This window comes from Tenacibaculum agarivorans (assembly GCF_001936575.1).
In the GTDB taxonomy this organism is placed as follows: Bacteria; Bacteroidota; Bacteroidia; order Flavobacteriales; family Flavobacteriaceae; genus Polaribacter; species Polaribacter agarivorans.
In genome coordinates, this window is the sequence record NZ_MSMP01000007.1 from 196,902 (window position 1) to 218,512 (window position 21,611).

The following is a 21,611-nucleotide window of genomic DNA, read 5'->3' on the forward strand; positions in this document are numbered from 1 at the left end:
AACTCTTTTAACCTTAAAATTGGTATTTTTGACAATTAATGCGACGCGTAAAGTTAATGAAAAAACCCATTTTTTATTTTGTTTTGCTTATAGTTTTTAGCTCTTGTAGCACTATTAAGCATGTTGCTAAAAATGAGTTATTATTAACCAAAAACACTATTATTATTGATAGTGCAAAGCAAAACGATGAAAAAATAAACGATTTACTTCTTCAACGCCCTAATGCAAGAGCTATAGGCTTACCTTTATCATTATACTTCTACAACTTAGGAAATCCTAAGGGATCTCAAGATGTTGACGATTGGAAAGTTAATCATCCTAGATGGTATAAATTATTCAAAGATGTTTTTTCTGAAAAGCAAAGTATAGCTGTAGCTAATACATTTATTGGTTTAAATAACTGGTATTTAAAAAATGGACAAGCTCCCATTGTAATCGATGATATTAAAACTAAAAAAACAGTTAATAAGTTACAAGCATACTTTGTAACTGAAGGTTACTTTAGAGCGAAAGTGGGGTCTAAAAAAGATACAGTAGGTAAAAGAAAAGGAGCTATAACCTATACCATAACCAAAGGAAAACCTTCTTTTCTGGATTCTATTTATACCGATATAAAATCTCCAATATTAGACTCTTTATATCAAAAAAATGCTCATAAAAACTTTCTTAAAAAGGGCGATCAGTATAAAAACAATAATTTTATTAAAGAAGCCAATAGAGTTGTAAAGTCGTTTAGAAATCAAGGGATTTACCATTTCAATGAAAACTACTTGCTTTTTGAACCTGACACACTGCAAGATTATAAAAAAACTAAGGTCCGAATAGAAATTAGGGATCAATTGGTAGAAAGAAACGGACAATATATTTCTAAACCGTTTAAAATTCAAAAGATTAAGAACATTAATGTATATACTGACTATACTTATAACGAGAGAAACGCCCCTTATTTAGATTCTATAAATTACAAAGGAATAAATTTCTATGCTCATAAAAAATTAAAGTATAATCCTAAATATCTGTATGAGTCTATATTTATTAAGCCTAATCAAATTTATACTGATTCTTTAAGAAATCTAACTCAAATTCACTTACGTGGATTAAATAATTTTAAAACTACATCCATTCGTTACAATCCAATTAATGATAACGAACTTGATGCTAATATTCGGTTATCACCCATAGAAAAATATAGCATTGGAATAGAAACTGAATTATCTCGATCTAATATTAGAAATTTTGATATCTCAGCTAAATTTTCTATTTCAAATAGAAATACATTTAGAGGTGCAGAATTATTCAAACTCTCTGTTTTAGGAGCGTATTTTAACTCTACTAATGGTCCGGGTTGGGAAGTTGGAGCAAATTTATCTTTAGAAGTACCTCGATTTATGGCTCCTTTTGGCCTACATAAATTTGTTCCTAAACGAATGCTACCTAGAACCAATTTTTATACCGGTTTAAGTATTCAAAAAAACATAGCACTAGACAAACAGAATATCTCTTTGGGTGTAGACTATAGATGGCAATATACTCCGAGAAAATCCATACAACTAGAATTATTAAATGCTCAATATATTAGGAATTTAAATGTTAGTAATTACTTCACAATTTATAGTTCAGAGTATAGAAAACTAATAGAAGTAAACAATGATTTCCTACCTGGATCTACTTTACCTAATCCTGAAGACAATGAAGCTATAGTTCAAAAAATGAGGGAAATTTCTGAAGATTTAAATTTTAGAAATGATAATCCTATTGCATTTAGAGACAACCAAAACATACTGAATCGATATAATATTATTACTTCAGATTTCTTAATTCCTGAAATAGCTTACACTTTTACCTACAACAACCAAGAAGGTATTAAAGATGCTAGTTTTTCTTATTTCAGAGCTAGGATAGCAAACTCTGGAAATGTTATGGGTTTATTATCTAATCAGACTAATGCTAATGGAAAAACAACGGTATTTAAAATACCAATAGCTCAATATTTTAAAACGGATATCGAATACAAAAAATTCTGGGATTTAGGTCAAAATAATGTATTAGCACATCGTACATTTTTAGGAGCTATAATTACCTATAACAACTCTGAAATCCCTTTTTCTAGGAGCTATTTCGCTGGAGGATCAAACGATATTAGGGCTTGGAGAACTTATGACTTAGGACCTGGTAGAAGAACTCCTGGATTAGAGTATAACATAGGAAGTTTAAAATTCCTTTCTTCTTTTGAATATCGATTTGATGTTGCAGGTAGTTTAAAAAGTGCTCTTTTCGTTGACTTTGGTAACATTTGGGATATCACCAATTCATCTTTAGTTGACCAAGAATCAAAATTCCAAAGTATAAAATCGTTAACTGATATGGCTGTGGGTACTGGATTTGGACTTCGCTATGATTTTAAATTTTTAGTAGCTCGCCTCGATTTAGGTTTTAAAGTCAGAGAACCTTATTTAAACAATAAAAGATGGTTTCAAAACACTAATTTTGCTAATGCCATCTATAACATAGGAATTAACTATCCATTTTAAAATCTTAGTGTTACTAAAACGTAATCGTAATCTATCGTGGTTTTTCTTCCAATAAACCAAAAATTATGTAGCTTTGTTTCCACTGAATCACTAATCTAAAACTTAAGAAATGATAAAACCAGGAGTAGCAACTGGACGAGAAGTTCAGGAGATTTTCAAATTAGCAAAAGAAAAAGCGTTCGCATTACCTGCAGTTAATGTTGTAGGTTCAAACTCAATAAATTCCGTTTTAGAAACTGCCAAAGAAGTAAATGCTCCTGTAATTATACAGTTTTCTAATGGTGGCGCACAGTTTAATGCTGGTAAGGGACTATCTAATGAAGACCAAAAAGCAGCTATCGCTGGAGCTGTTGCTGGTGCAAAACATATCCACTTAATGGCAGAGGCTTATGGTGTACCAGTAATTTTACATACTGACCACGCTGCAAAAAAGTTATTACCTTGGATCGATGGTTTATTAGATGCTAGTGAAAAGTATTTTGCTGAGACAGGAAAACCTTTATATAGCTCTCACATGATTGATTTATCTGAAGAGCCTATTGAAGAAAACATCGAAATTTGTAAAGAATATTTAGCTCGAATGAGCAAAATGGGTATGACTTTAGAAATAGAGCTAGGTATCACTGGTGGTGAAGAAGACGGTGTAGACAATACTGATGTTGATAGCTCAAAATTATATACACAACCTGAAGAAGTAGCTTATGCTTATGAAGAGTTATTAAAAGTAAGTGATCAATTTACTGTTGCTGCTGCTTTTGGTAATGTACATGGTGTTTACAAACCAGGAAATGTAAAATTAACTCCAAAAATTTTAAAGAACTCTCAGGAGTATATTTCTGAAAAATACAACGTTGCTCCTAACACTATTGATTTTGTATTCCATGGTGGTTCTGGATCTACTTTAGAAGAAATTCGTGAAGCAATCGGATATGGTGTTATCAAAATGAATATCGATACTGATTTACAATATGCTTTTAATGAAGGAATTCGTGATTATATGTTAGAGAAGAAAGATTATGTATCTTCTCAAATTGGTAATCCTGATGGAGATGATATTCCTAATAAGAAATATTATGACCCTCGTAAATGGTTACGTGAAGGAGAAATCACATTTAAAGCAAGATTAAAGAAAGCTTTTGAAGACTTAAATAATATAGACACACTATAATATAATAGTATTATCAAATTATACTAAATTCTAAAACAAAACCGCATTTTGAAATTATCAAAATGCGGTTTTGTTTTAGATACACTTTTTTAAGGTAAAAAAGTTTTAAACTCTTTTAATATAGTATAAACTACCTCTGCATTATTCTCATGATATCTTCTTGCCCAAAAACCATAGCTATCAAAAACATCTTGTATTTCAATACCCTCTTCATAAGGTTCGCTCATAATCATTTTAATATTTTCACTTGGCAAATTCAATAAAAAATCTTCGTCCCAACCCCATTCTCGAGAATCAAACTTAGTATATAATTCCAGGAAAAAATCAGAAGAAACTTCATCATCTTCATAAGTAGCTATTAAAAAGTTAATCCTTCTTTCCAGCCCAGAAGATTCGTAAGCTCCTGTAAGTTTTATAGCTTCCGATACATACTCAACAATTTCTTCATTAAAAAAACTTCTAATATTCTTTGAACTCCTATCAAATCTATTCATTAAATACCACACAAAATCCTTTTGATCTTCTACGGGATTTTCCTCGAAAAAATCAGAAAAATGGAAGAAATCATTATAAATTCTATAAAAACTATTATTCTTAAAATCTGCCAACTCTATAGCTTTATCAAAAAAGTCTTTTTTATTTAAAATAAATTGCATCTTCTCATCCAAAAGAAAACTCGCATCATTTTTAGATAAATAAAATTGTGATTTTGCTTTTTCTTCTAAGTTTTTAATTTTTGCTTCGTTCTTTTCATTAATCTCTTTCATAGAAAAATTTACAGACTCTTTTATTTGAATTTTCTTTTTTAAAGATGCTATTTCTGTTTTATACTCCTCTATCTCTTTTTGGGTCTCCTTATTTTCGAGATTACAAGAAAGAAAACAGCTTACTACTAAAATGCTTATACTCTTTTTAACTACATTTTTCATCTGTATTGAAAGTATTTTTGGTTCGTTAATAGGTATGCAAGTGTAAATTGAAAATAACCATATGTTGTTACGGAATGTATATTTGAAAAGCTTTAATACATATTTGAAAAACTTGCATTTTTATGTGAAAACAAGTTTCAACCATTTTGTGAAAAAAAACTTTTACATTTGTAGCCTAACCTACCCCTAAAATAAGGGTTAAATTATTTAAACTAGTACTAAACAAACAAAACTAGATTATGGCTTGGTTTAAACGTAAAGACAAAGGGATACAAACCCCTACAGAAGAAAAAAAAGACACACCTAAAGGCTTGTGGTACAAAACCCCAAGTGGAAAAATAATAGATACTGAAGAACTAAAGAGAAACTTATATGTAAGTCCTGAAGATGGTTACCATGTAAGGGTTGGTAGTAAAGAGTATTTCGAATTATTTTTTGATAATAACGAATTCACAGAATTGAATGAAAACTTAGTAGCTAAAGACCCTCTTAAGTTTGAAGATACTAAGAAATACCCAAAACGTTTAAAAGACGCACAAGAAAAAACAGGATTAAAAGATGCTGTTAGAACTGCGGTAGGTAAATCTTTAGGAAAAGATTTAGTGATCGCTTCTATGGATTTCTCTTTTATTGGAGGATCAATGGGTAGTGTAGTTGGAGAAAAAATTGCTAGAGCAATTGATTATTCAATTAAAAATGGAATTCCTTTTTTAATGATTTCAAAATCTGGTGGTGCGCGTATGATGGAAGCTTCATTATCACTAATGCAACTGGTAAAGACTTCTGCAAAACTAGCACAATTAGCAGATGCTAAAATACCATATGTATCATTATGTACAGATCCTACTACAGGAGGTACAACAGCTTCATTTGCGATGTTAGGTGATATTAATATTGCAGAGCCAAATGCTTTAATTGCGTTTGCTGGACCACGTGTTGTAAAAGATACTACTGGTAAAGAGTTACCAGAAGGTTTCCAACGTTCTGAATTTGTTCTAGAGCATGGTTTCTTAGATGCTATATATGAACGTAAAGATTTAAAAGAAAAAGTAAATCTTTACTTAGATTTAATTCAAAATCAACCTGTAAGAGCATAAAAAATACTTATAAAATTAAAAAGACCAGCTTATGCTGGTCTTTTTTTATCCCTAATTTAATTACACAAGATTTATCTTACTTTTTTCGTAATGATATCTCTCTTGTTTCTCCTGCTGCATTAGTTACAGTCGCTACATTATCACAAGTTCCATCTCCAAAATCTAACGTATAAACTTCTCCGTTCTTTGTAATTTCTGTAACGCCACTCACTATATATCTACATGCAAATTCTCTTCTTAATTTTTCTTTAATGTCTCCTGCAAATGTTTCTCCATCTTTATTTACAAACTCCCAATTCCCCGAAATTAAATACACATCATCTCCTTTCGTTCTAGTTTCATCCCCTTCAGTCTTTTCATAAGTTCTTGTTCCCTCCATAGATACCACTTCTCCTGAAACTAAAGTAACTGTAATAGCTATTGAACGTGTTTTCTCTTTATTCCCTTCTGCATTCTCTTTAACTTTAACTACCGATTTAGACCCTTCGATTTGATTTCCATCTACAGAAAAGCCATCAAAAGTTACTTCTTTAGAAAAACTTTCATCTACTCTTGTATATACTATAACAATCTTACCTGCAAATTCCCTACCTCTAGGTCCAACACATCCCTCTCCAAAATCTAAAGTAACCGTTATGGTTTGATTCACTTCATCAATTTCTACAGTTCTTGTTACACAATCTGCAATACTACTTTTACTGGGATCGATACCTTTAGCAGCTTCATTTCTATCAAAATCATTATACTCTAAAAAGTCATCAAGATCAGATGTGATGTCTTCAAGTACTACTGCATCTTGGATTTCTTCAGTATTTAAATCCTCTACACTAGTCGTTCCTTCTTCATCAGAACAAGAAATCATCAATAAACCTCCAAACAACATGGCTACTGCTAATTTTAATACTTTACTTGTCATAATTCATTGTTTTTAAAAGTTAATATGTTTCTTAGACCATTATCTTTTCAAAAGGTTTAATTCTTATAGTTCATTTGATACATTTAACTTTGATAAAATGAATATATATTTTTGTTATCTAAAATCAATTCAATCAAACAACTTAACTACCTAATTATCTTTACTATACATTTTTATTACCGTCCAAATGTTTGTTTATATTTACTTTCTTAATTCAAAAAAATAATTGTACTTTTGCCACTTCAATGAAATTTTTTATACATTAAAATCATTTAAACAATATTGGTATGTATTTAACTAAAGAAGTAAAAGAGCAAATTTTTGCAAAGCACGGTAAAGACGGAAAAGATACTGGAACTGCTGAAGGACAGATCGCGTTATTTACTCACAGAATTAACCACTTAACTGAACACCTAAAAAGAAATCGTAAAGATTTTAACACAGAGCGTTCGTTAGTGAAAATGGTAGGTAAGCGTAGAAGTTTACTTGACTACTTAAAGAAGAAAGATATCAACAGATATCGTGCAATTATCAAGGAATTAGGAATTAGAAAATAATACCTAACTAAAAGAGGCTGGAATTTTCAGCCTCTTTTTTATTTTCTTTACTATCTTTATCAAAAGTTATTTGACTTCAAAAAACTTCCATTGGAATAACAATACAACAACAACACAACACACAACGTAATTTTTATTTGAAAAAAAAACTTTATGATTCCAAAAGTATTTAGCCAAGTTATAGAACTTGGAGACGGAAGAACTATTACATTAGAGACAGGAAAATTAGCAAAACAAGCAGATGGTTCTGTTGTTGTAAAAATGGGAGACACAATGCTGTTAGCCACTGTAGTTTCGGCTAGAGAAGCAAACCCAGGAATAGACTTTTTACCGCTTACTGTTGATTATCGTGAAAAATTTGCCGCTGCTGGTAGGTATCCAGGTGGTTTTATGAAACGTGAGGCAAGACCTAGTAATGATGAGATATTAACGATGCGTTTAGTGGATAGAGTACTTCGTCCATTATTTCCAAAAGATTATCATGCCGAAACTCAAGTTATGATTCAATTAATGTCTCATGATCCTGAAGTTATGCCTGATGCGTTAGCTGGTTTAGCTGCTTCTACAGCTATCCAATTGTCTGACATTCCTTTTGAAACGCCTATTTCTGAAGTTCGTGTAGCTAGAATTGACGGTGAATTTATAATTAATCCAAGTTTTGATCAGTTAAAACAAGCTGATATAGACATGATGATTGGTGCTTCTGCCGATTCTGTAGCGATGGTAGAAGGAGAAATGGATGAAGTTTCTGAAGAGGAAATGGCAGATGCAATTAAGTTTGCACACGAAGCTATCAAAGTTCAGTGTGCCGCTCAAGTAGCATTAGCTGAAGCTGTTGGTAAAAAAGAAACTCGTGAATATGAAGGTGAAGCTGTAGATGAAGAATTAGCTGCTAAAATTCACGAAGCTACATATCAAAAATGTTACGATATCGCTAAAAAAGGAACTTCTAAACAAGAACGTGGTTTAGCTTTTTCTGAAGTTAAAGAAGAAGTAAAAGCAATGTTTACTGAAGAGGAACTTGAAGAAATTGGTGATTTAGTATCTAAATACTTCAGTAAAGCACATAAAGCTGCTGTACGTGACTTAACACTAAATGAAGGATTACGTTTAGATGGTCGTACTACTACTGATATTAGACCAATTTGGTGTGAGGTAGACTATTTACCAAGAACTCATGGTTCTTCAATTTTTACTAGAGGGGAAACTCAAGCATTAGCTACAGTAACTTTAGGTACATCTAGAGATGCAAACATGATTGACTCTCCTACTATTCAAGATGAAGAGCGTTTTTATTTACATTATAACTTCCCTCCATTTTCAACAGGTGAGGCAAGACCTATAAGAGGTACTTCTCGTCGTGAAATTGGACATGGGAACTTAGCACAACGTGCTTTAAAAGGAATGGTTCCTGAGGATTGTCCTTATACTGTACGTGTTGTTTCTGAGGTATTAGAAAGTAACGGATCATCTTCTATGGCAACAGTTTGTTCTGGTACAATGGCATTAATGGATGCTGGTGTACAATTAAAGAAACCTGTTTCTGGTATTGCTATGGGATTAATTTCAGATGGAGATCGTTATGCTGTATTATCTGATATCTTAGGAGATGAAGATCATTTAGGTGATATGGACTTTAAAGTAACGGGTACTGCTGAAGGTATTACAGCTTGTCAAATGGATATTAAGATTAAAGGATTATCATACGAAATCTTAGTAAAAGCATTAATGCAAGCTCGTGATGGTCGTTTACATATCTTAGAAAAGTTAACAGATACTATTGCACAACCTAATGCATCTGTAAAAGCTCATGCTCCAAAAATGGTTACAGTACGTATTGCTGGAGAATATATTGGTGCTGTTATTGGACCAGGTGGTAAACATATTCAAGAATTACAAAAAGAGACGGAAACTACTATTGTAATTAATGAAGATGAAGTTACCGAAGAAGGAATTGTTGAAATTTTAGGTACTAATCAAGAAGGAATTGATAAAGTTTTAGCAAGAATAGATTCAATTACATTTAAACCACAAAAAGGAAGCATTTACGAAACTAAAGTAGTTAAAATACTTGATTTTGGTGCTGTAGTAGAATATACTGAAGCTCCAGGAAATGAAGTATTATTACATATTTCTGAATTAGCTTGGGAACGCACAAATAATGTTACTGATGTAGTGAATATTGGTGATATTGTAGATGTGAAATACTTTGGTGTAGATCCTAAAACTCGTAAAGAGAAAGTATCTAGAAAAGCTTTATTACCAAGACCACCTAGAGAGGATAAAAAGCCTAAAGATGGTCAGAAGCCTAGAGGTGAGCAAAAACCTAAACAAGAGAAGAAAGAAGCTTAAAAACAGCTTTTACTCATAATACAAAAAGGGTATTTGAATTCATTTTCAAATACCCTTTTTTCTATACTTAGATTACTATATTATTCTTTTACAAAAATCTTATTGCTAGTTACCTCTGGCGAAACTACTTTTACCACATAATTACCCGCATTTAAATCATTAATAGGAAATGTTGCTATGCTTCCTTCTATAAATTTATTCAATTCAAAAGACGCAACTCTCGCTCCTAAAATAGAGTAAATTTCTACAGAAGCCTCCTTAAAATTAAATGTATCATTAAAAAGAATACTAAACTTATCTTTTACAGGATTGGGATATAAAACACCTATACCCTCTTCTTTTACAACTACATCATTATTACTTAAAGTTGCTCCAGTATCTTCTATAGCATCAATACCTGCAGTCCATTTTGTACCTCCAAATTCGTAAGCACCTAAATCTGGCGCACTTCCATTAAATGATTTTGAAAAACCAGCAACTACTACTCCATTATCTACTACCGCACTTGATGTTAGCGGAGTAAAATCTTGAGCATTAGCATCGGTAAACGGTGAAGTGGCACTGATTAAATTATCTTTAACATCAAAACCTGTTCCATCAAACCAATCTCCAACATTTGAGTAGTTGTTATACACTCTATTGTTTTTTTGCTCATATCCATTAACCCAAGACGCCATAGCTTGACCACAGTTCCATAATGTATTATGAAAGAAATCCAAATTCCAATTTGCCCAATTCACCTGATAACCCGACCAAGATACATTCCATACTACATTATGATGTACTACATATCCCTTACTATTGTTATCTAAATAAATTCCAGCTGCCTTTGTTCCAGCATAAGAAGGTGGTTTAGAATCATGAAACCAATTATGATGAACTTCAGTTCTTTTTAAATCATTATTCCCAACGGTATAAAATACTCCAGAATCAGCATTTATCAATTGAGCTTTAGATACATCATTATACGCAACCTCACAATTATCTCCACTTACATAAATTCCATCACGACCAGAATTTACTACTTTATTTTTCAGAACTTTTACATTATTAGCTGTAGACCTGATTGGTGTTGCATGAATTCCTAAATAGTCGATATTAGAAATTGTATTTTTTTCTATAATAGAATTATGTGCTTTTGCCCAATTTTGAACTGAAATTCCGTTAGCTGAACTATGATCAATAATACAGTTTCTTACAATAGTATTAGGACCTAAAACTTCTATTGCAGATTCACCAACACCTGCAGAAGTACTTGCTAAATTATCAAAACCTTCACTTCCGTGAATGATCTTATTATTTTCAAAAATATTGAAACCTCCTCTAATTTTTACGCTTCCCCCAAAAAACTCAATACCCTCAATACGTATATAATCACCTTTTAATTCTGCAGTAAATTTATGCGTTGCATATTCTACTGAATTGTCTTTGGGTTTAGTTCCATCTGCAGTTTGAAAAAATACTGTTTTTGTTTCGTGGTTGTAATACCATTCTCTACCATAATCTAATGCTTCCAGCTTATTGAACAAATATAGCTGACCTCTATGCCCATTTCTTAAAATAGTAGGATTATGAGGGTCAAATGGCCATTTGTTGATATTAACTCCTACGTGTTCTATTCTATTTGCATTACTATTTGTAATTTTTCTTGTCCAACTCGTTCCAGAATGTCCTCCTATATAGTACACTAACCCTCCTGTCCAATCAAAATTAGGAACATCAGGAACTACAAAATAGTTACTTCCTCCACTATCTATAAATTTACAATCTACGGTAAATCTATTATTATCTTCATTATTCGGCCATCTCGCTAAATCCATGTGTTCGCCATTGTGATATACATTTCTAAATCTTTCATCTATAGTCATATTTACAGAAGTTTTGTAAATATTTCCTGAGTGATTTTGCCAACCGTTAATATATTTTGTTGCTTTTATTTTTACAGTTTCACCAGCTGCTGCTTTAAATGTTAGATAATTGCCAGCGGAACCGTCTTTATTTACTATTAATTGTTCATTATAAACTCCTCCTTTTATAATACAAGTACTTCCAGGAGTCATAAGAGATACAGCTTTGTTAAACGTCTTAAAAGGACTCGTTGCTGTACCTGAATTCGTATCGCTACCATTAGTAGCCACATAATAGGTGCTTTGCGCCATCAATGCTACACTCGCATTTATAAAAAACAAGATAGCTAAAACGTTGTAGTAGTTATTTTTCATGGTTGTAGAGATTATTTTCTAAACAAACGTATGTCTCTCTTTTGTAGTATGTATGACACAAAAAACATAAACATTTGTTAATCTTAAAACAGTTTTTTCACTATCTAACGCAACCTTTTCATCTTTTCTAGATTACACTAAAAGAGTTTAACAAAATAGACTAAAATATTCATCATATGAAAACTTTCAATCTTGCCTTTACTATTGTAATCATACTATTAACTAGTATTTCTTGCTCAACTAGTTTAGATAATGAACCTAATGACAATTCAACAACTACATTAAAATTACATTCCATTACAACTGAAACCTTTCAAAATGATGTTTATATAAGCTATTACATTATAAATTTTCAGAATAATAAAGTCATCAATACTGAGAGTAACAATGGTGCTTCTAGTACATATTTATATAATGGAGATTTAGTTTCTAAGGTTATGGCATACCAATCAAATGGTAACTTAAGTTACTCTTTAAATTATACATACGATAATTCTGGACGATTACTTCATAAAAAATATATGCTTACTCCTGAAGACATTAACCACGAACACATTATTACATATAACGATGCTGACAAAACAATTCAATTTGACCTTACTTGGACAGATGGAGCCTCTAATCAAAGAAAAATTACTCTTGATAATACTAATGTAGTTCAATCTGAAGTTTTAGATAATTCTTCTGTAAGAACATATACGTATGCTAATAATAATGTAGTGGATATCACTAACGAAATGGATGGACAGATTATTGATAAAGCTGAATTTCAATATTTAAATAAGGAGGTATCTGAATTTTATCAATATCAGAAATTCCTATATGGAGACCAATGGAAAAATAATATAATATTGAATAGACAATTTGGATATGGTAGTCGTGAAGCACATCAATTTAGCAATCATTATGTATCTAACTATATAGTTACCCATTACGATTCTTCTGGCAAAATTGAATTCAAGGGAAATTTCACATATGAATTTGACGACAATAATCATATTATTAAACAGGTAGAAAATGGTATTGTAATAGATACAGACAAGCCTAACAATGTTAACACTTATAAACATATAACAACTTATATTTATGAATAAGAGTCTATATATAATGCAACAAAATGCTATGAAAATTTAATCAACTAATCACAACTTCTCAAAGTGTCTTTATTTAAGGCACTTTGATTATTATTATCATATACTTGGATACTTAAAAACAGTTTACACATACTTTTTATTTAAGTGTAGAAAAAACATTTATTACTTTAAAATATCTTTTTCAACTATTTTTTACGACCTTTCGTACTTTTTAGATCACAAATAAGAGGGCTTAGTACGAAAGCTATTTTTTTAGATATCCATGACGCAATGAAGTTACACTCAATACAGCACGAAGTTTATAAAAACGATGATTATCTATGGAAACATACTGAATATTTTAAAAATAATAAGTTAGTCCAATTCGATAATATGAGTGGAGCTATTAGAAAGTACACCTATGAAAAAGGCTTACTTTCTGAGATTTATGTATATGATCTTAATGGTAATTTAGAGGAGACTATTAGTTATTCGTACGACAACTTAGGAAAAATTATACATAAAGAATACTTTCAACATCTTAACAATACACATTTTAAATACGATGTTGATTATCAAGACCCTAACAATATTATTACTATTTCTCTAATAAGACAAGACGGTAGTATTAATAATCGAAAGATTTTTCTTCATCATAATATAACAAAGCAAGCTAAAACTTTAATAAATCCTACTAATCAGAACCATAGTTTTGATGAAGAAACTACATATAACAACAACGATAATAATTTAGTTGACATTATTAATAAAAGTAATGATCAAATAGAAGATGAAATACAATTCTCTTATCTAGATAAAAAAGTATCAGAACATTACAACTATTACAAGCATCTATTCGGTAGCGCATGGAAAAGTAATTTAATTGTAAGTCGTCAATATGGATATCATCTTGATAGAAAAATGTCTCAAGTGAGTGACCAATACATTTCGCGTTATGATAGAAAATCATATGACATTGAAGGTAAAGTTACTTATAAAGAATCTGCCACTTATACTTACGAATTCGATAATTATAACAACATCACTAAACAAACAGAAATTCTTGTTATTACAGATCTTTTTTCAGATCAAACCATAACTTACAAACACATTACTACTTTTAAGTATGAATAAGCTGTAATGGTATTCATAATATATTAAAATGTCTTTTTTTTAATTTCCTACGCAACCTTTTCACTTTTTTTAGATTACAAGTAAAAGAGATTAAAAAAACAGACTGAAATATATTATTAACCATGGAAAAACTAGTCTATACGTTCAGTATTTTATGTAGTATTTTCTTTTTCTCTTGTACATTAGAGGATAAATAAAGCCGAAAATACTATTAACAAAACTGTAACCCAATAACTTTGTGACTAATATATATACCTTTTGAATCTAGAAGAATTAATCAACTCATGTGGAAAAGGAAACACAGCTTCTCAAAGTGTCTTATATCAAACCTATAAAGACACTTTGTTTGCTGTTTCATTAAAATATTGTAAAAACCGAGAAGAAGCTCAAGATAATTTACAAGATGCCTTCTTGGAAATATTTAAACGCATTAAAAAATTTAAACATGTGGGTTCTTTTGAAGGTTGGATGAAAAGGATAACAATTAATAAGGCTATAGATAAGTATAAGAAAAATGTAAAGTCTAAAGATTTAAATTACCATTCGCTTACACAAGAGGAAGTAGCTATTACTCCCATAGATCAAATACCCTTGGCAACCATTTTAAAGTTTATTCAAAATTTACCAGATCAGTACCGACTGGTTTTTAATTTATATGAACTTGATGATTTCTCACATCGAGAAATTTCAAAGTTATTAGCCATTTCTGAAGGAACATCAAAATCGAATTTGAATAGGGCAAAAAAAATTTTAAAGCAAAATATTAACGAATACCATAAACAAGTACATGAAGAATAATAGCGAAGATATAGGATTGGTATTTAAAGATAAATTAAATACACTACATGATTCTCCAGATGATTTTCTTTGGGATAGTATAGAACGTAAACTACGTAAAAGAAAGAAAAGAGCACTAGTGATAAAAATTACAATTATTTGTTTATTGGTATTTATGGGATTGTTAGCGTCTAAATCGTTTCAAAGCTCAAAAAGTGTAGGAAATCATACGGAGTCTAAACCAACACCAAAAAAATTAATCTCTAAAGATCAAGAATCTAGTACCACAGTAAAGCCTGATGATATTGATTCCAATAGAAATCATTACAAACACAAGAATAGTACTACAGATACCAATAAACAAGATGACAAAAAAATGCAACTAACTACCAAGCAAACTAAACTTCATCAAAAAGGTAAATTAAGTAAGGAACATACTATCCAAAAGGCTAATTCTACACAGAATATATCATTAGTAATAAACGAAAATATAAGTAGTAAAGATTCAATCCAAATGCTAACTTTACAGTCTAAAGGGTATTCTGGACCTAAAAATGTATTTAGCACACTAGACCTCCAAAATAAAGAGCAACAAGAACACTTTAAAAAAGGATTTAGTATTACTTTAAATGGTCAAATCAGTTCATTAAACTTTTACTCTAAAGGTAATGCTTTATCTCAACGTTTAATTGATAATAAAAAAACAAATAATATATCGTTTAATTATGGAGTGAATGTAAACTATCATATCAATGATTATTTCCTACTTCGTGTGGGATTGCATCGATTAAATTTACAATACACCACAAGTGGTATCAATATTTCAGGTAGCAACAGTCAATTGAGTTCCCTTTCGGATATTCGAAGTTTAACCTCGTCTTTATTCAATCAAAATATTGCTACACTATTCAACAATGATGAACGTATAAACATTACTGAAAAAATAAGTTATCTGGAAATTCCTATGGAGTTTAAGTACACTTTTATTAGAAAGAAGGTGAATCTAAGTCTTATTGCTGGATATAGTTTTCTCTTTTTAAATGATGCTCAGGTTTTTGGCGAATCACAAAATACTACTGAATTTCTAATCGGAAATAGTAGTGCATATAACGCTAAAAATTATTCTCTAAACCTAGGATTAGGAAGTACAATTCCGGTGTATAAAAAACTAGATCTCATTCTGGAATTGAATTATAAAAATTATTTTACCACCTATATTACCAATAGTAACAATTTACAACCTTTTACCTTAAACCTGAATACTGGGATTCGATATAAATTTTAATTTTTATGTTGAATTGATCACAAAATCTATAATAAATTAACGCTGCTTTTTGTTTCTTTGTTGCATTAAATTGAAGCATTGAGAATACAGCGTATTACATATGTATCATTAGGTACAAATCAAGGAAATAGAGTCGATAATCTTCAAAAAGCTATTGACGCTATAGCTGATGAAATTGGGTCTGTACTCAAAATAGCAGCCATTTATGAAACGCCTGCTCTTGGGTTTACTGGTCACGATTTTTACAATACCTGTATTAAAGTGTCTACCTATTTACCTCCAGAGGTTTTAATTGCAAAACTTTTGGATATCGAAAAAGAGTTGGGTAGAGTACGTTCTAAAGATGGAGGTTATACTGATCGTTTAATTGATCTTGATATTTTATTATTTGATGATGAAATTATCTTTACTGAAGAGCTTATTGTACCACACCCAAGAATGCTTTCTCGTAAGTTTGCGCTTGTCCCTTTAGCTGAAATTGCAGGTACTGTTTTTCATCCTATTGAAAAAAAGCAGATCAATCATTGTTTAGCACAGTGTACTGACGATTCTGAAATTTCAAAACTAGATATTGTATTACAAAGGCCTATAGCTATTTCCGAAAAATACAATTACATTGCTATTGAAGGAAATATTGGTGCAGGAAAAACCACCTTGGCTCATATGATTTCTAACGAATACAATGCCAAATTAGTGTTAGAACGTTTTGCTGACAATCCGTTTCTTCCTAAGTTTTATCAAGACCAAGAGCGCTATGCTTTTCCTTTAGAAATGAGTTTTTTAGCTGATAGATATCAACAGCTTTCTGATGATTTAGCTCAATTTGACTTATTTAAAAACTGTATTGTTTCTGATTATTATATTTTTAAGTCTTTAATTTTTGCACAAGTAACTCTTCAGAATGATGAGTATGTATTGTACAGAAAGTTATTTGATGTGATGTATAAGGAGATTGTAAAACCTGATTTGTATGTGTATTTATATCAGAATACAGATCGCTTATTGCAAAATATCCAAAAGCGTGGTCGCGACTATGAACAAAACATTGAAGCCTCTTACCTAGCTAAAATTCATGATGGGTATAGCAACTTTATAAAAACCCAACAGAATTTAAATGTTTTAGTTATTGATGTTTCTGAATTGGATTTTGTACGTCATAAAAAGGATTATAAATCTATTTTAAAGCAGATTAGAGATTTTTAGAGAAAACAATAACCAGAAATTAAAAAAACACTCGAACTAATCGAGTGTTTTTAGATTGTTTTTTTGTACGAAAATCATTCTGCAAACCTAATCATACCTTCACTTTCATACCACATTTGCTTCTGCTTGATAGGAACTATTTCCTTGCCTTTTTTATTTATATAGCCAAACTTATCTCCTATTCGTACAAAAGCTAAACCATTTAAAAAAGGTAATACAGAATCATAAATAGCGGGTATAACAATTTTTCCCTTTTTGTTAATAAACCCATCTTTACCTTCTTTAGTTGTATAAACTGCTAAATTTTCAGAGAAAAAAGGATAGCTATTGGGATTTAATTTAAAATCGATCTTAATTTTATTTTTTGTGTTAATACATCCAAAAAAGTCTCCTTTTTTTACAAAAGCCAGACCATCTAAAAATGTATAAGCCTCATCATACTCAAAAGGTATCTTTATTTCATTATTCTTATTAATAAATCCCCATTTCTTTCCTTTTTTTACAGGTATTAGGTTTTCCGTAATATGAAAACCTATTTTATCATATTCTATAGGTATAGCTTCCTTTCCTTTATTATCTATAAAACCCCACTTACCATCTTTAGCTACAGCGTAAAAATTTTTATCGCTAACATAATACAGTTTATCATATCTTGGTTCTATTATGATTTCTTTCTTTAAATTCATTAAACCGTTTAACTTTCTTCCTTTTACAACTTTTTCAAATTGAAGTAATGAATCAGTTCTAAAAAAATAACTTCGAATGTTATAAGTAGTATCTATTTTAAAAAGTTCTCTTCCTTTTTCATTAAGAATCGAATACAGCCCTCCTTTTTCTATTGTACGAAAATTATGAAAACCAAAATTACTTATCCTTATGTATTTAAAATCTGTAATAGGTTTTCCGTTACGATCTATCAAACCATATTTTTTACCTTTTTTAGCAATACCCGTATTACCGTAATAAAAATATGTTTTATCGTAATTTTCGAAAAGTTTTATTCTTCCTTTTTTATCAATAAAACCATATATAGAATCTTGAATAATATTTGCATAATCTCCATAAAAATCTGTAGCCATGTTTATTTTTGGCTGTATAATAATTTTTCCTTTTTTATTGAAAAAACCTATTTTACGTGAGTTTTCAGGTTACTTTTCAAAGTAAAGTTGCCACATTAAATTATCTGCAACAGTATTAGTTTGTGATTTTTCTGGGCTTCTTCCTAAATATTGCATTACATATATATCAGGTGTTATGTTTTTTTGTGCAAAAACAGTATTCAATAGCAAGGTAAGTGCAAAAAGCACTAAAATTTTATTTTTCATTTTAATGTTTAGTTTATTGTAGTAATTTTTATTTAAAAGAATATAAAGAAAGTTACTTTTTAGATTAGACTATTTACTTTTTAATTTTATTAGCTTTTATGTAAATTAGAATTAGTACCTGAATTCTTTCAGATACTAATTCAATATTAATATTATTCATTAATCTTTATCATCTCTGTAAACTCCATAACACCAATCTTTATAATAGCCTCCTTCTGCTTCTATTTTTTCTAAATCTTCTAGTGTAAAGAAAGATTCTCCGTATAATGATATCACGTGATTAGGATTAAACTTTAAATAGGCTAAAGAAAAATCATACATTAAATGATCATATTCTGCTTGATCTGTAACTCCTAACCTATAATATTTTTGACCATTCTCTTCTAATTCCATTTGATTGGTTTCTAAACCTAAATAAAAATAGTCTTCACACTCTTGATTATCTTTTTTATAATCTTTAGAAAGATAAATATCCTGATACTTACTTAAAGATAGCTCATCTTTTTTATTAATATTGATTGTGAAACCGTTATCAGAAGACAGTCTAATTATACTCTCAATAATATTTTCCGGTTTAACTTTTTCTTTTGTTAAAATTAATAACGCCATTATTTTATAATTTTTAATAGTTCTTCTAATGAGTTAATAAGAATTACTTCATTAGGTATTTGCGATAATACTTTAGCTTTATCGGCTGCAGATAAAGCCTCATCTATATAAAGAATAGTTTGTTTTTGAAAAGGGTTTAAATAATTATCCAAATAACTGTTGATATATTTATCTAATTGTCCTTCCTTAAGAGATTTAAATGTTTTTTTTACTTCTATTATATACTTTGAAGTTTCAATATCAATATCCCCAACAACATTACTTGTTGCCACATCTTTAATTTTTAAACCAAAAGCTTTAATTTCTACACCTGCCTTTTGTAAGGCCTCTCCTACTTTACCTTCTATAAACTTACCTGCATCTTTACTTTTTAAAGCACTAGCTATACTTTGTTTTATTGAATTAGGATGTTGGGTAGACCATTTTAATATATTTCCACTAAAATTTTTATATTCAATTTTACCAGCTACATCTTTAATTACACCTAAAATTCCCTCACTAATACTCTCAACTAATAATTTCACCTCATCTACACCTCTTGCAATAACATTACCTGCTTTATCTCTTAACTGTAATACACCGTTTACAATTTTTACGGCATACCCTTTCTTCATTATTTTAAGTAAAGGTTTAATAAATTTAATAATTTTTCTAAACACTTTAATTCCTTTACTTCCAGGAATTATAGATAGTGCTAAATATCCTGCTCCCTCTAATCTTGATACTTGGTTACCATTGAGGTCTTTACCATATAGTACGATTGTAATATCTTCTATAGGTAACGCATACATACCAATAGCTTTACCAAGATCTTCAGCACCACTTGCAAATAATTTCTCTAAATTTTCAGCAGTTTTTTCTTTAGTTATTAATAATTCTGACCATTGAGTATCTATTAATTTAATATAAAAATATCTTTCATTGGCTACGAAGCCCATTGTAGTTCTATATTTATTAGTTAACTGCCCTGATTTTGTTAATGTTTTTTCAAAACTACTTGCTGCCACTATGGAACCATTTGTTAATTTAAAATATGAAATACCTTTACTTAAATCATGATGGAAATGTGTGTATTTTAAGCTTTTTTCTCCTTCTATAAAACCTGTTCCTGCTTTCCAAGGAATATTGCTACCTAATTGCTCAAGTTCTACTTGTCCAGCTACCCAATTCTGTGCTAATTGAGAATAATCATTTCCTATAAAATTTTTAAACTCATTAGCTTTATCTTCATTCTCATACAACCATTTCTTTTGCTCAGTATTTTCAATTTTAAGGTCTGAAATCAATTTAGCAATAGGAGCACCTGCTCTTATTTCTGCTTTAAATTGATTTTCTATTCCCTGTCTGGCTATACCATTACTACCAAGTGCTGCTTGCGTAAATTCTTTTACTCTTTTAATATTATCATACACCCATTGTTTTTGGTAAGTGTCTTGTATCATTAACCATTCAATAACACGTGCTGAAGTAGCGCCATCTGCTATAATACTTTCTATAATTCTTTTGGTACTGGCATACATGTTTCCTCCAGTAAGATTGATATCATCATCATTAGGATTGTTACCAAACTCTCCTAAACCATCTTGTTGGGCTGCGAATTCTAAATCAAGTCTAAATTGTTCTGCTAATTCAGGGTTATCATTTAAAAAATTATATTCATGCAGATTACTTATGTTCAATGCCTGTACTAAATAGTCTACACTAGAGTTAGCACCAATAGGTGTTTCTCGTAAGAGTTTATCAATAAGCTCTTGTTTTAACTTTTGATGATCAGCTTTCGCTTTAATTATATTCCAATGACCTCCATTATATTTTTCATATAAAATAATCTCCCAGTGATTTGAGTGAAAAGGGCTTGTCTTTGGATCAATTCTTCCTTTTGCATAGTCTTCCATATAGTCTGGCGAAGCAATATCTAATTTACTAGCAAACTTACTAAAGGCTATATCTACGCTAGGAGGTAATACATAAGGAGCGCTAAACCTATCTTTATGCGCTTCATAATGTAATGAAAACTGCATATAGTTCGCTCTATTCCAAGGAGTCAATCCATTATGATAATTTTCTTTAACTCTAATGGCTGCTTCTAATAAACCTTGTTTAAAATTTGATTCGTGAATCTCATCTCCAATCAAAGCGTATTCGTGAAGTGCTAAACTAGTATTCGAGAGCTCTGTAATCGCATTACTAATGGCATTTCTAACGCTTCCTAAATCTTTAAAATTTTGTATTGGAATACCATTTACTTTTACATCTGCATATAGAGAATTTGTAATATTTCCATTTTTAATTTCTGCTTCTCTCTGTTTTAAGAGTTTTAAAGTTTTAGTATTGCTACGTTTTTCTCCACTTAACCTACTTGTTGCTTTGCTAACATTATTGGTAATAACATGGTTAAACCCTGTAATATTACCTTCTTCAGTATTTCTAAAA

The 21,611-nt window shown here is 30.3% G+C and carries 17 protein-coding genes; 10 read left to right on the plus strand and 7 right to left on the minus strand.

What is annotated here, in order from left to right:
* Positions 1-56: 56 nt before the first annotated feature.
* Both tamL and fbaA read left to right on the plus strand, forming a co-directional pair.
* Complete coding sequence (gene tamL, locus BVC87_RS07375; protein ID WP_075341720.1) at positions 57-2,531, plus strand: translocation and assembly module lipoprotein TamL; 2,475 nt, start codon at positions 57-59, stop codon at positions 2,529-2,531.
* A 109-nt stretch (positions 2,532-2,640) separates the two neighbouring features.
* Positions 2,641-3,699 (plus strand): class II fructose-bisphosphate aldolase, encoded by a 1,059-nt coding sequence (gene fbaA / locus BVC87_RS07380; RefSeq protein WP_075341721.1) that lies wholly within the window; start codon positions 2,641-2,643, stop codon positions 3,697-3,699.
* Between the two features lie 89 nt (positions 3,700-3,788).
* On the opposite strand, the gene BVC87_RS07385 is transcribed toward fbaA, so the two are convergent.
* Positions 3,789-4,628 carry a hypothetical protein gene (locus tag BVC87_RS07385; protein ID WP_075341722.1) on the minus strand — a complete coding sequence of 280 codons (840 nt, stop codon included), beginning with the start codon at positions 4,626-4,628 and terminating at the stop codon, positions 3,789-3,791.
* A gap of 239 nt (positions 4,629-4,867) precedes the next feature.
* On the opposite strand from BVC87_RS07385, the gene accD reads away from it, so the two are divergent.
* Positions 4,868-5,725 carry an acetyl-CoA carboxylase, carboxyltransferase subunit beta gene (accD, locus tag BVC87_RS07390; protein ID WP_075341723.1) on the plus strand — a complete coding sequence of 286 codons (858 nt, stop codon included), beginning with the start codon at positions 4,868-4,870 and terminating at the stop codon, positions 5,723-5,725.
* A 76-nt stretch (positions 5,726-5,801) separates the two neighbouring features.
* On the opposite strand, the gene BVC87_RS07395 is transcribed toward accD, so the two are convergent.
* A complete protein-coding gene (locus BVC87_RS07395; protein WP_075341724.1) occupies positions 5,802-6,641 on the minus strand; it encodes a hypothetical protein in 840 nt (279 codons plus the stop codon).
* A 287-nt stretch (positions 6,642-6,928) separates the two neighbouring features.
* On the opposite strand from BVC87_RS07395, the gene rpsO reads away from it, so the two are divergent.
* Both rpsO and BVC87_RS07405 read left to right on the plus strand, forming a co-directional pair.
* Entirely contained in the window at positions 6,929-7,198 is a 270-nt protein-coding gene (gene rpsO, locus BVC87_RS07400) for a 30S ribosomal protein S15 (protein ID WP_075341725.1), read from the plus strand.
* Between the two features lie 153 nt (positions 7,199-7,351).
* On the plus strand, positions 7,352-9,550 hold the full coding sequence (locus BVC87_RS07405; protein WP_075341726.1) for a polyribonucleotide nucleotidyltransferase: 2,199 nt from the start codon (positions 7,352-7,354) through the stop codon (positions 9,548-9,550).
* An 80-nt stretch (positions 9,551-9,630) separates the two neighbouring features.
* Here the strand turns inward: BVC87_RS07405 and BVC87_RS07410 are convergent, their stop codons facing one another.
* Positions 9,631-11,772 (minus strand): T9SS type A sorting domain-containing protein, encoded by a 2,142-nt coding sequence (locus BVC87_RS07410; protein WP_075341727.1) that lies wholly within the window; start codon positions 11,770-11,772, stop codon positions 9,631-9,633.
* Between the two features lie 176 nt (positions 11,773-11,948).
* Here BVC87_RS07410 and BVC87_RS07415 point away from each other — a divergent pair, with 176 nt between their 5' ends.
* From BVC87_RS07415 to folK, 5 genes are all read left to right on the plus strand, one after another.
* A complete protein-coding gene (locus BVC87_RS07415; RefSeq protein ID WP_075341728.1) occupies positions 11,949-12,866 on the plus strand; it encodes a hypothetical protein in 918 nt (305 codons plus the stop codon).
* Between the two features lie 270 nt (positions 12,867-13,136).
* Positions 13,137-13,979 carry a hypothetical protein gene (locus tag BVC87_RS07420; RefSeq protein ID WP_075341729.1) on the plus strand — a complete coding sequence of 281 codons (843 nt, stop codon included), beginning with the start codon at positions 13,137-13,139 and terminating at the stop codon, positions 13,977-13,979.
* 258 nt (positions 13,980-14,237) lie between these two features.
* Positions 14,238-14,777, plus strand: a complete 540-nt coding sequence (locus tag BVC87_RS07425; RefSeq protein ID WP_075341730.1) for an RNA polymerase sigma factor — start codon at positions 14,238-14,240, stop codon at positions 14,775-14,777.
* On the plus strand, positions 14,767-16,041 hold the full coding sequence (locus BVC87_RS07430; RefSeq protein ID WP_075341731.1) for a porin family protein: 1,275 nt from the start codon (positions 14,767-14,769) through the stop codon (positions 16,039-16,041). The genes BVC87_RS07425 and BVC87_RS07430 overlap by 11 nt, the downstream gene beginning before the upstream one ends.
* Positions 16,042-16,119: 78 nt before the next feature.
* Positions 16,120-17,244, plus strand: coding sequence for a 2-amino-4-hydroxy-6-hydroxymethyldihydropteridine diphosphokinase (gene folK / locus BVC87_RS07435; RefSeq protein WP_075341732.1), 1,125 nt, complete (start codon positions 16,120-16,122; stop codon positions 17,242-17,244).
* 74 nt (positions 17,245-17,318) lie between these two features.
* Here the strand turns inward: folK and BVC87_RS07440 are convergent, their stop codons facing one another.
* From BVC87_RS07440 to BVC87_RS23380, 4 genes are all read right to left on the minus strand, one after another.
* Positions 17,319-18,374: a WG repeat-containing protein gene (locus BVC87_RS07440; RefSeq protein ID WP_262509523.1), complete on the minus strand. Its 1,056-nt coding sequence runs from the start codon at positions 18,372-18,374 to the stop codon at positions 17,319-17,321.
* A gap of 18 nt (positions 18,375-18,392) precedes the next feature.
* On the minus strand, positions 18,393-18,569 hold the full coding sequence (locus BVC87_RS23375) for a hypothetical protein (protein WP_159439333.1): 177 nt from the start codon (positions 18,567-18,569) through the stop codon (positions 18,393-18,395).
* Between the two features lie 159 nt (positions 18,570-18,728).
* Positions 18,729-19,178, minus strand: coding sequence for a hypothetical protein (locus BVC87_RS07445; RefSeq protein WP_075341734.1), 450 nt, complete (start codon positions 19,176-19,178; stop codon positions 18,729-18,731).
* Positions 19,178-21,611: hypothetical protein (locus tag BVC87_RS23380; RefSeq protein WP_200799174.1), on the minus strand; the 2,434-nt coding region annotated here is incomplete at its 5' end. The genes BVC87_RS07445 and BVC87_RS23380, both read right to left, overlap by 1 nt.

What these genes read in the sequence shown, in the direction of transcription:
- BVC87_RS07405 (WP_075341726.1), top strand. Translation starts at nt 7,352, where the DNA reads ATGATTCCAAAAGTATTTAGCCAAGTTATAGAACTTGGAGACGGAAGA.
- tamL (WP_075341720.1), top strand. Translation starts at nt 57, where the DNA reads ATGAAAAAACCCATTTTTTATTTTGTTTTGCTTATAGTTTTTAGCTCT.
- BVC87_RS07410 (WP_075341727.1), bottom strand. Translation starts at nt 11,772, where the DNA reads ATGAAAAATAACTACTACAACGTTTTAGCTATCTTGTTTTTTATAAAT.
- BVC87_RS07385 (WP_075341722.1), bottom strand. Translation starts at nt 4,628, where the DNA reads ATGAAAAATGTAGTTAAAAAGAGTATAAGCATTTTAGTAGTAAGCTGT.
- BVC87_RS07430 (WP_075341731.1), top strand. Translation starts at nt 14,767, where the DNA reads ATGAAGAATAATAGCGAAGATATAGGATTGGTATTTAAAGATAAATTA.
- BVC87_RS07420 (WP_075341729.1), top strand. Translation starts at nt 13,137, where the DNA reads ATGAAGTTACACTCAATACAGCACGAAGTTTATAAAAACGATGATTAT.
- accD (WP_075341723.1), top strand. Translation starts at nt 4,868, where the DNA reads ATGGCTTGGTTTAAACGTAAAGACAAAGGGATACAAACCCCTACAGAA.
- BVC87_RS07415 (WP_075341728.1), top strand. Translation starts at nt 11,949, where the DNA reads ATGAAAACTTTCAATCTTGCCTTTACTATTGTAATCATACTATTAACT.
- BVC87_RS07445 (WP_075341734.1), bottom strand. Translation starts at nt 19,178, where the DNA reads ATGGCGTTATTAATTTTAACAAAAGAAAAAGTTAAACCGGAAAATATT.
- BVC87_RS23375 (WP_159439333.1), bottom strand. Translation starts at nt 18,569, where the DNA reads ATGAAAAATAAAATTTTAGTGCTTTTTGCACTTACCTTGCTATTGAAT.
- fbaA (WP_075341721.1), top strand. Translation starts at nt 2,641, where the DNA reads ATGATAAAACCAGGAGTAGCAACTGGACGAGAAGTTCAGGAGATTTTC.
- BVC87_RS07395 (WP_075341724.1), bottom strand. Translation starts at nt 6,641, where the DNA reads ATGACAAGTAAAGTATTAAAATTAGCAGTAGCCATGTTGTTTGGAGGT.
- rpsO (WP_075341725.1), top strand. Translation starts at nt 6,929, where the DNA reads ATGTATTTAACTAAAGAAGTAAAAGAGCAAATTTTTGCAAAGCACGGT.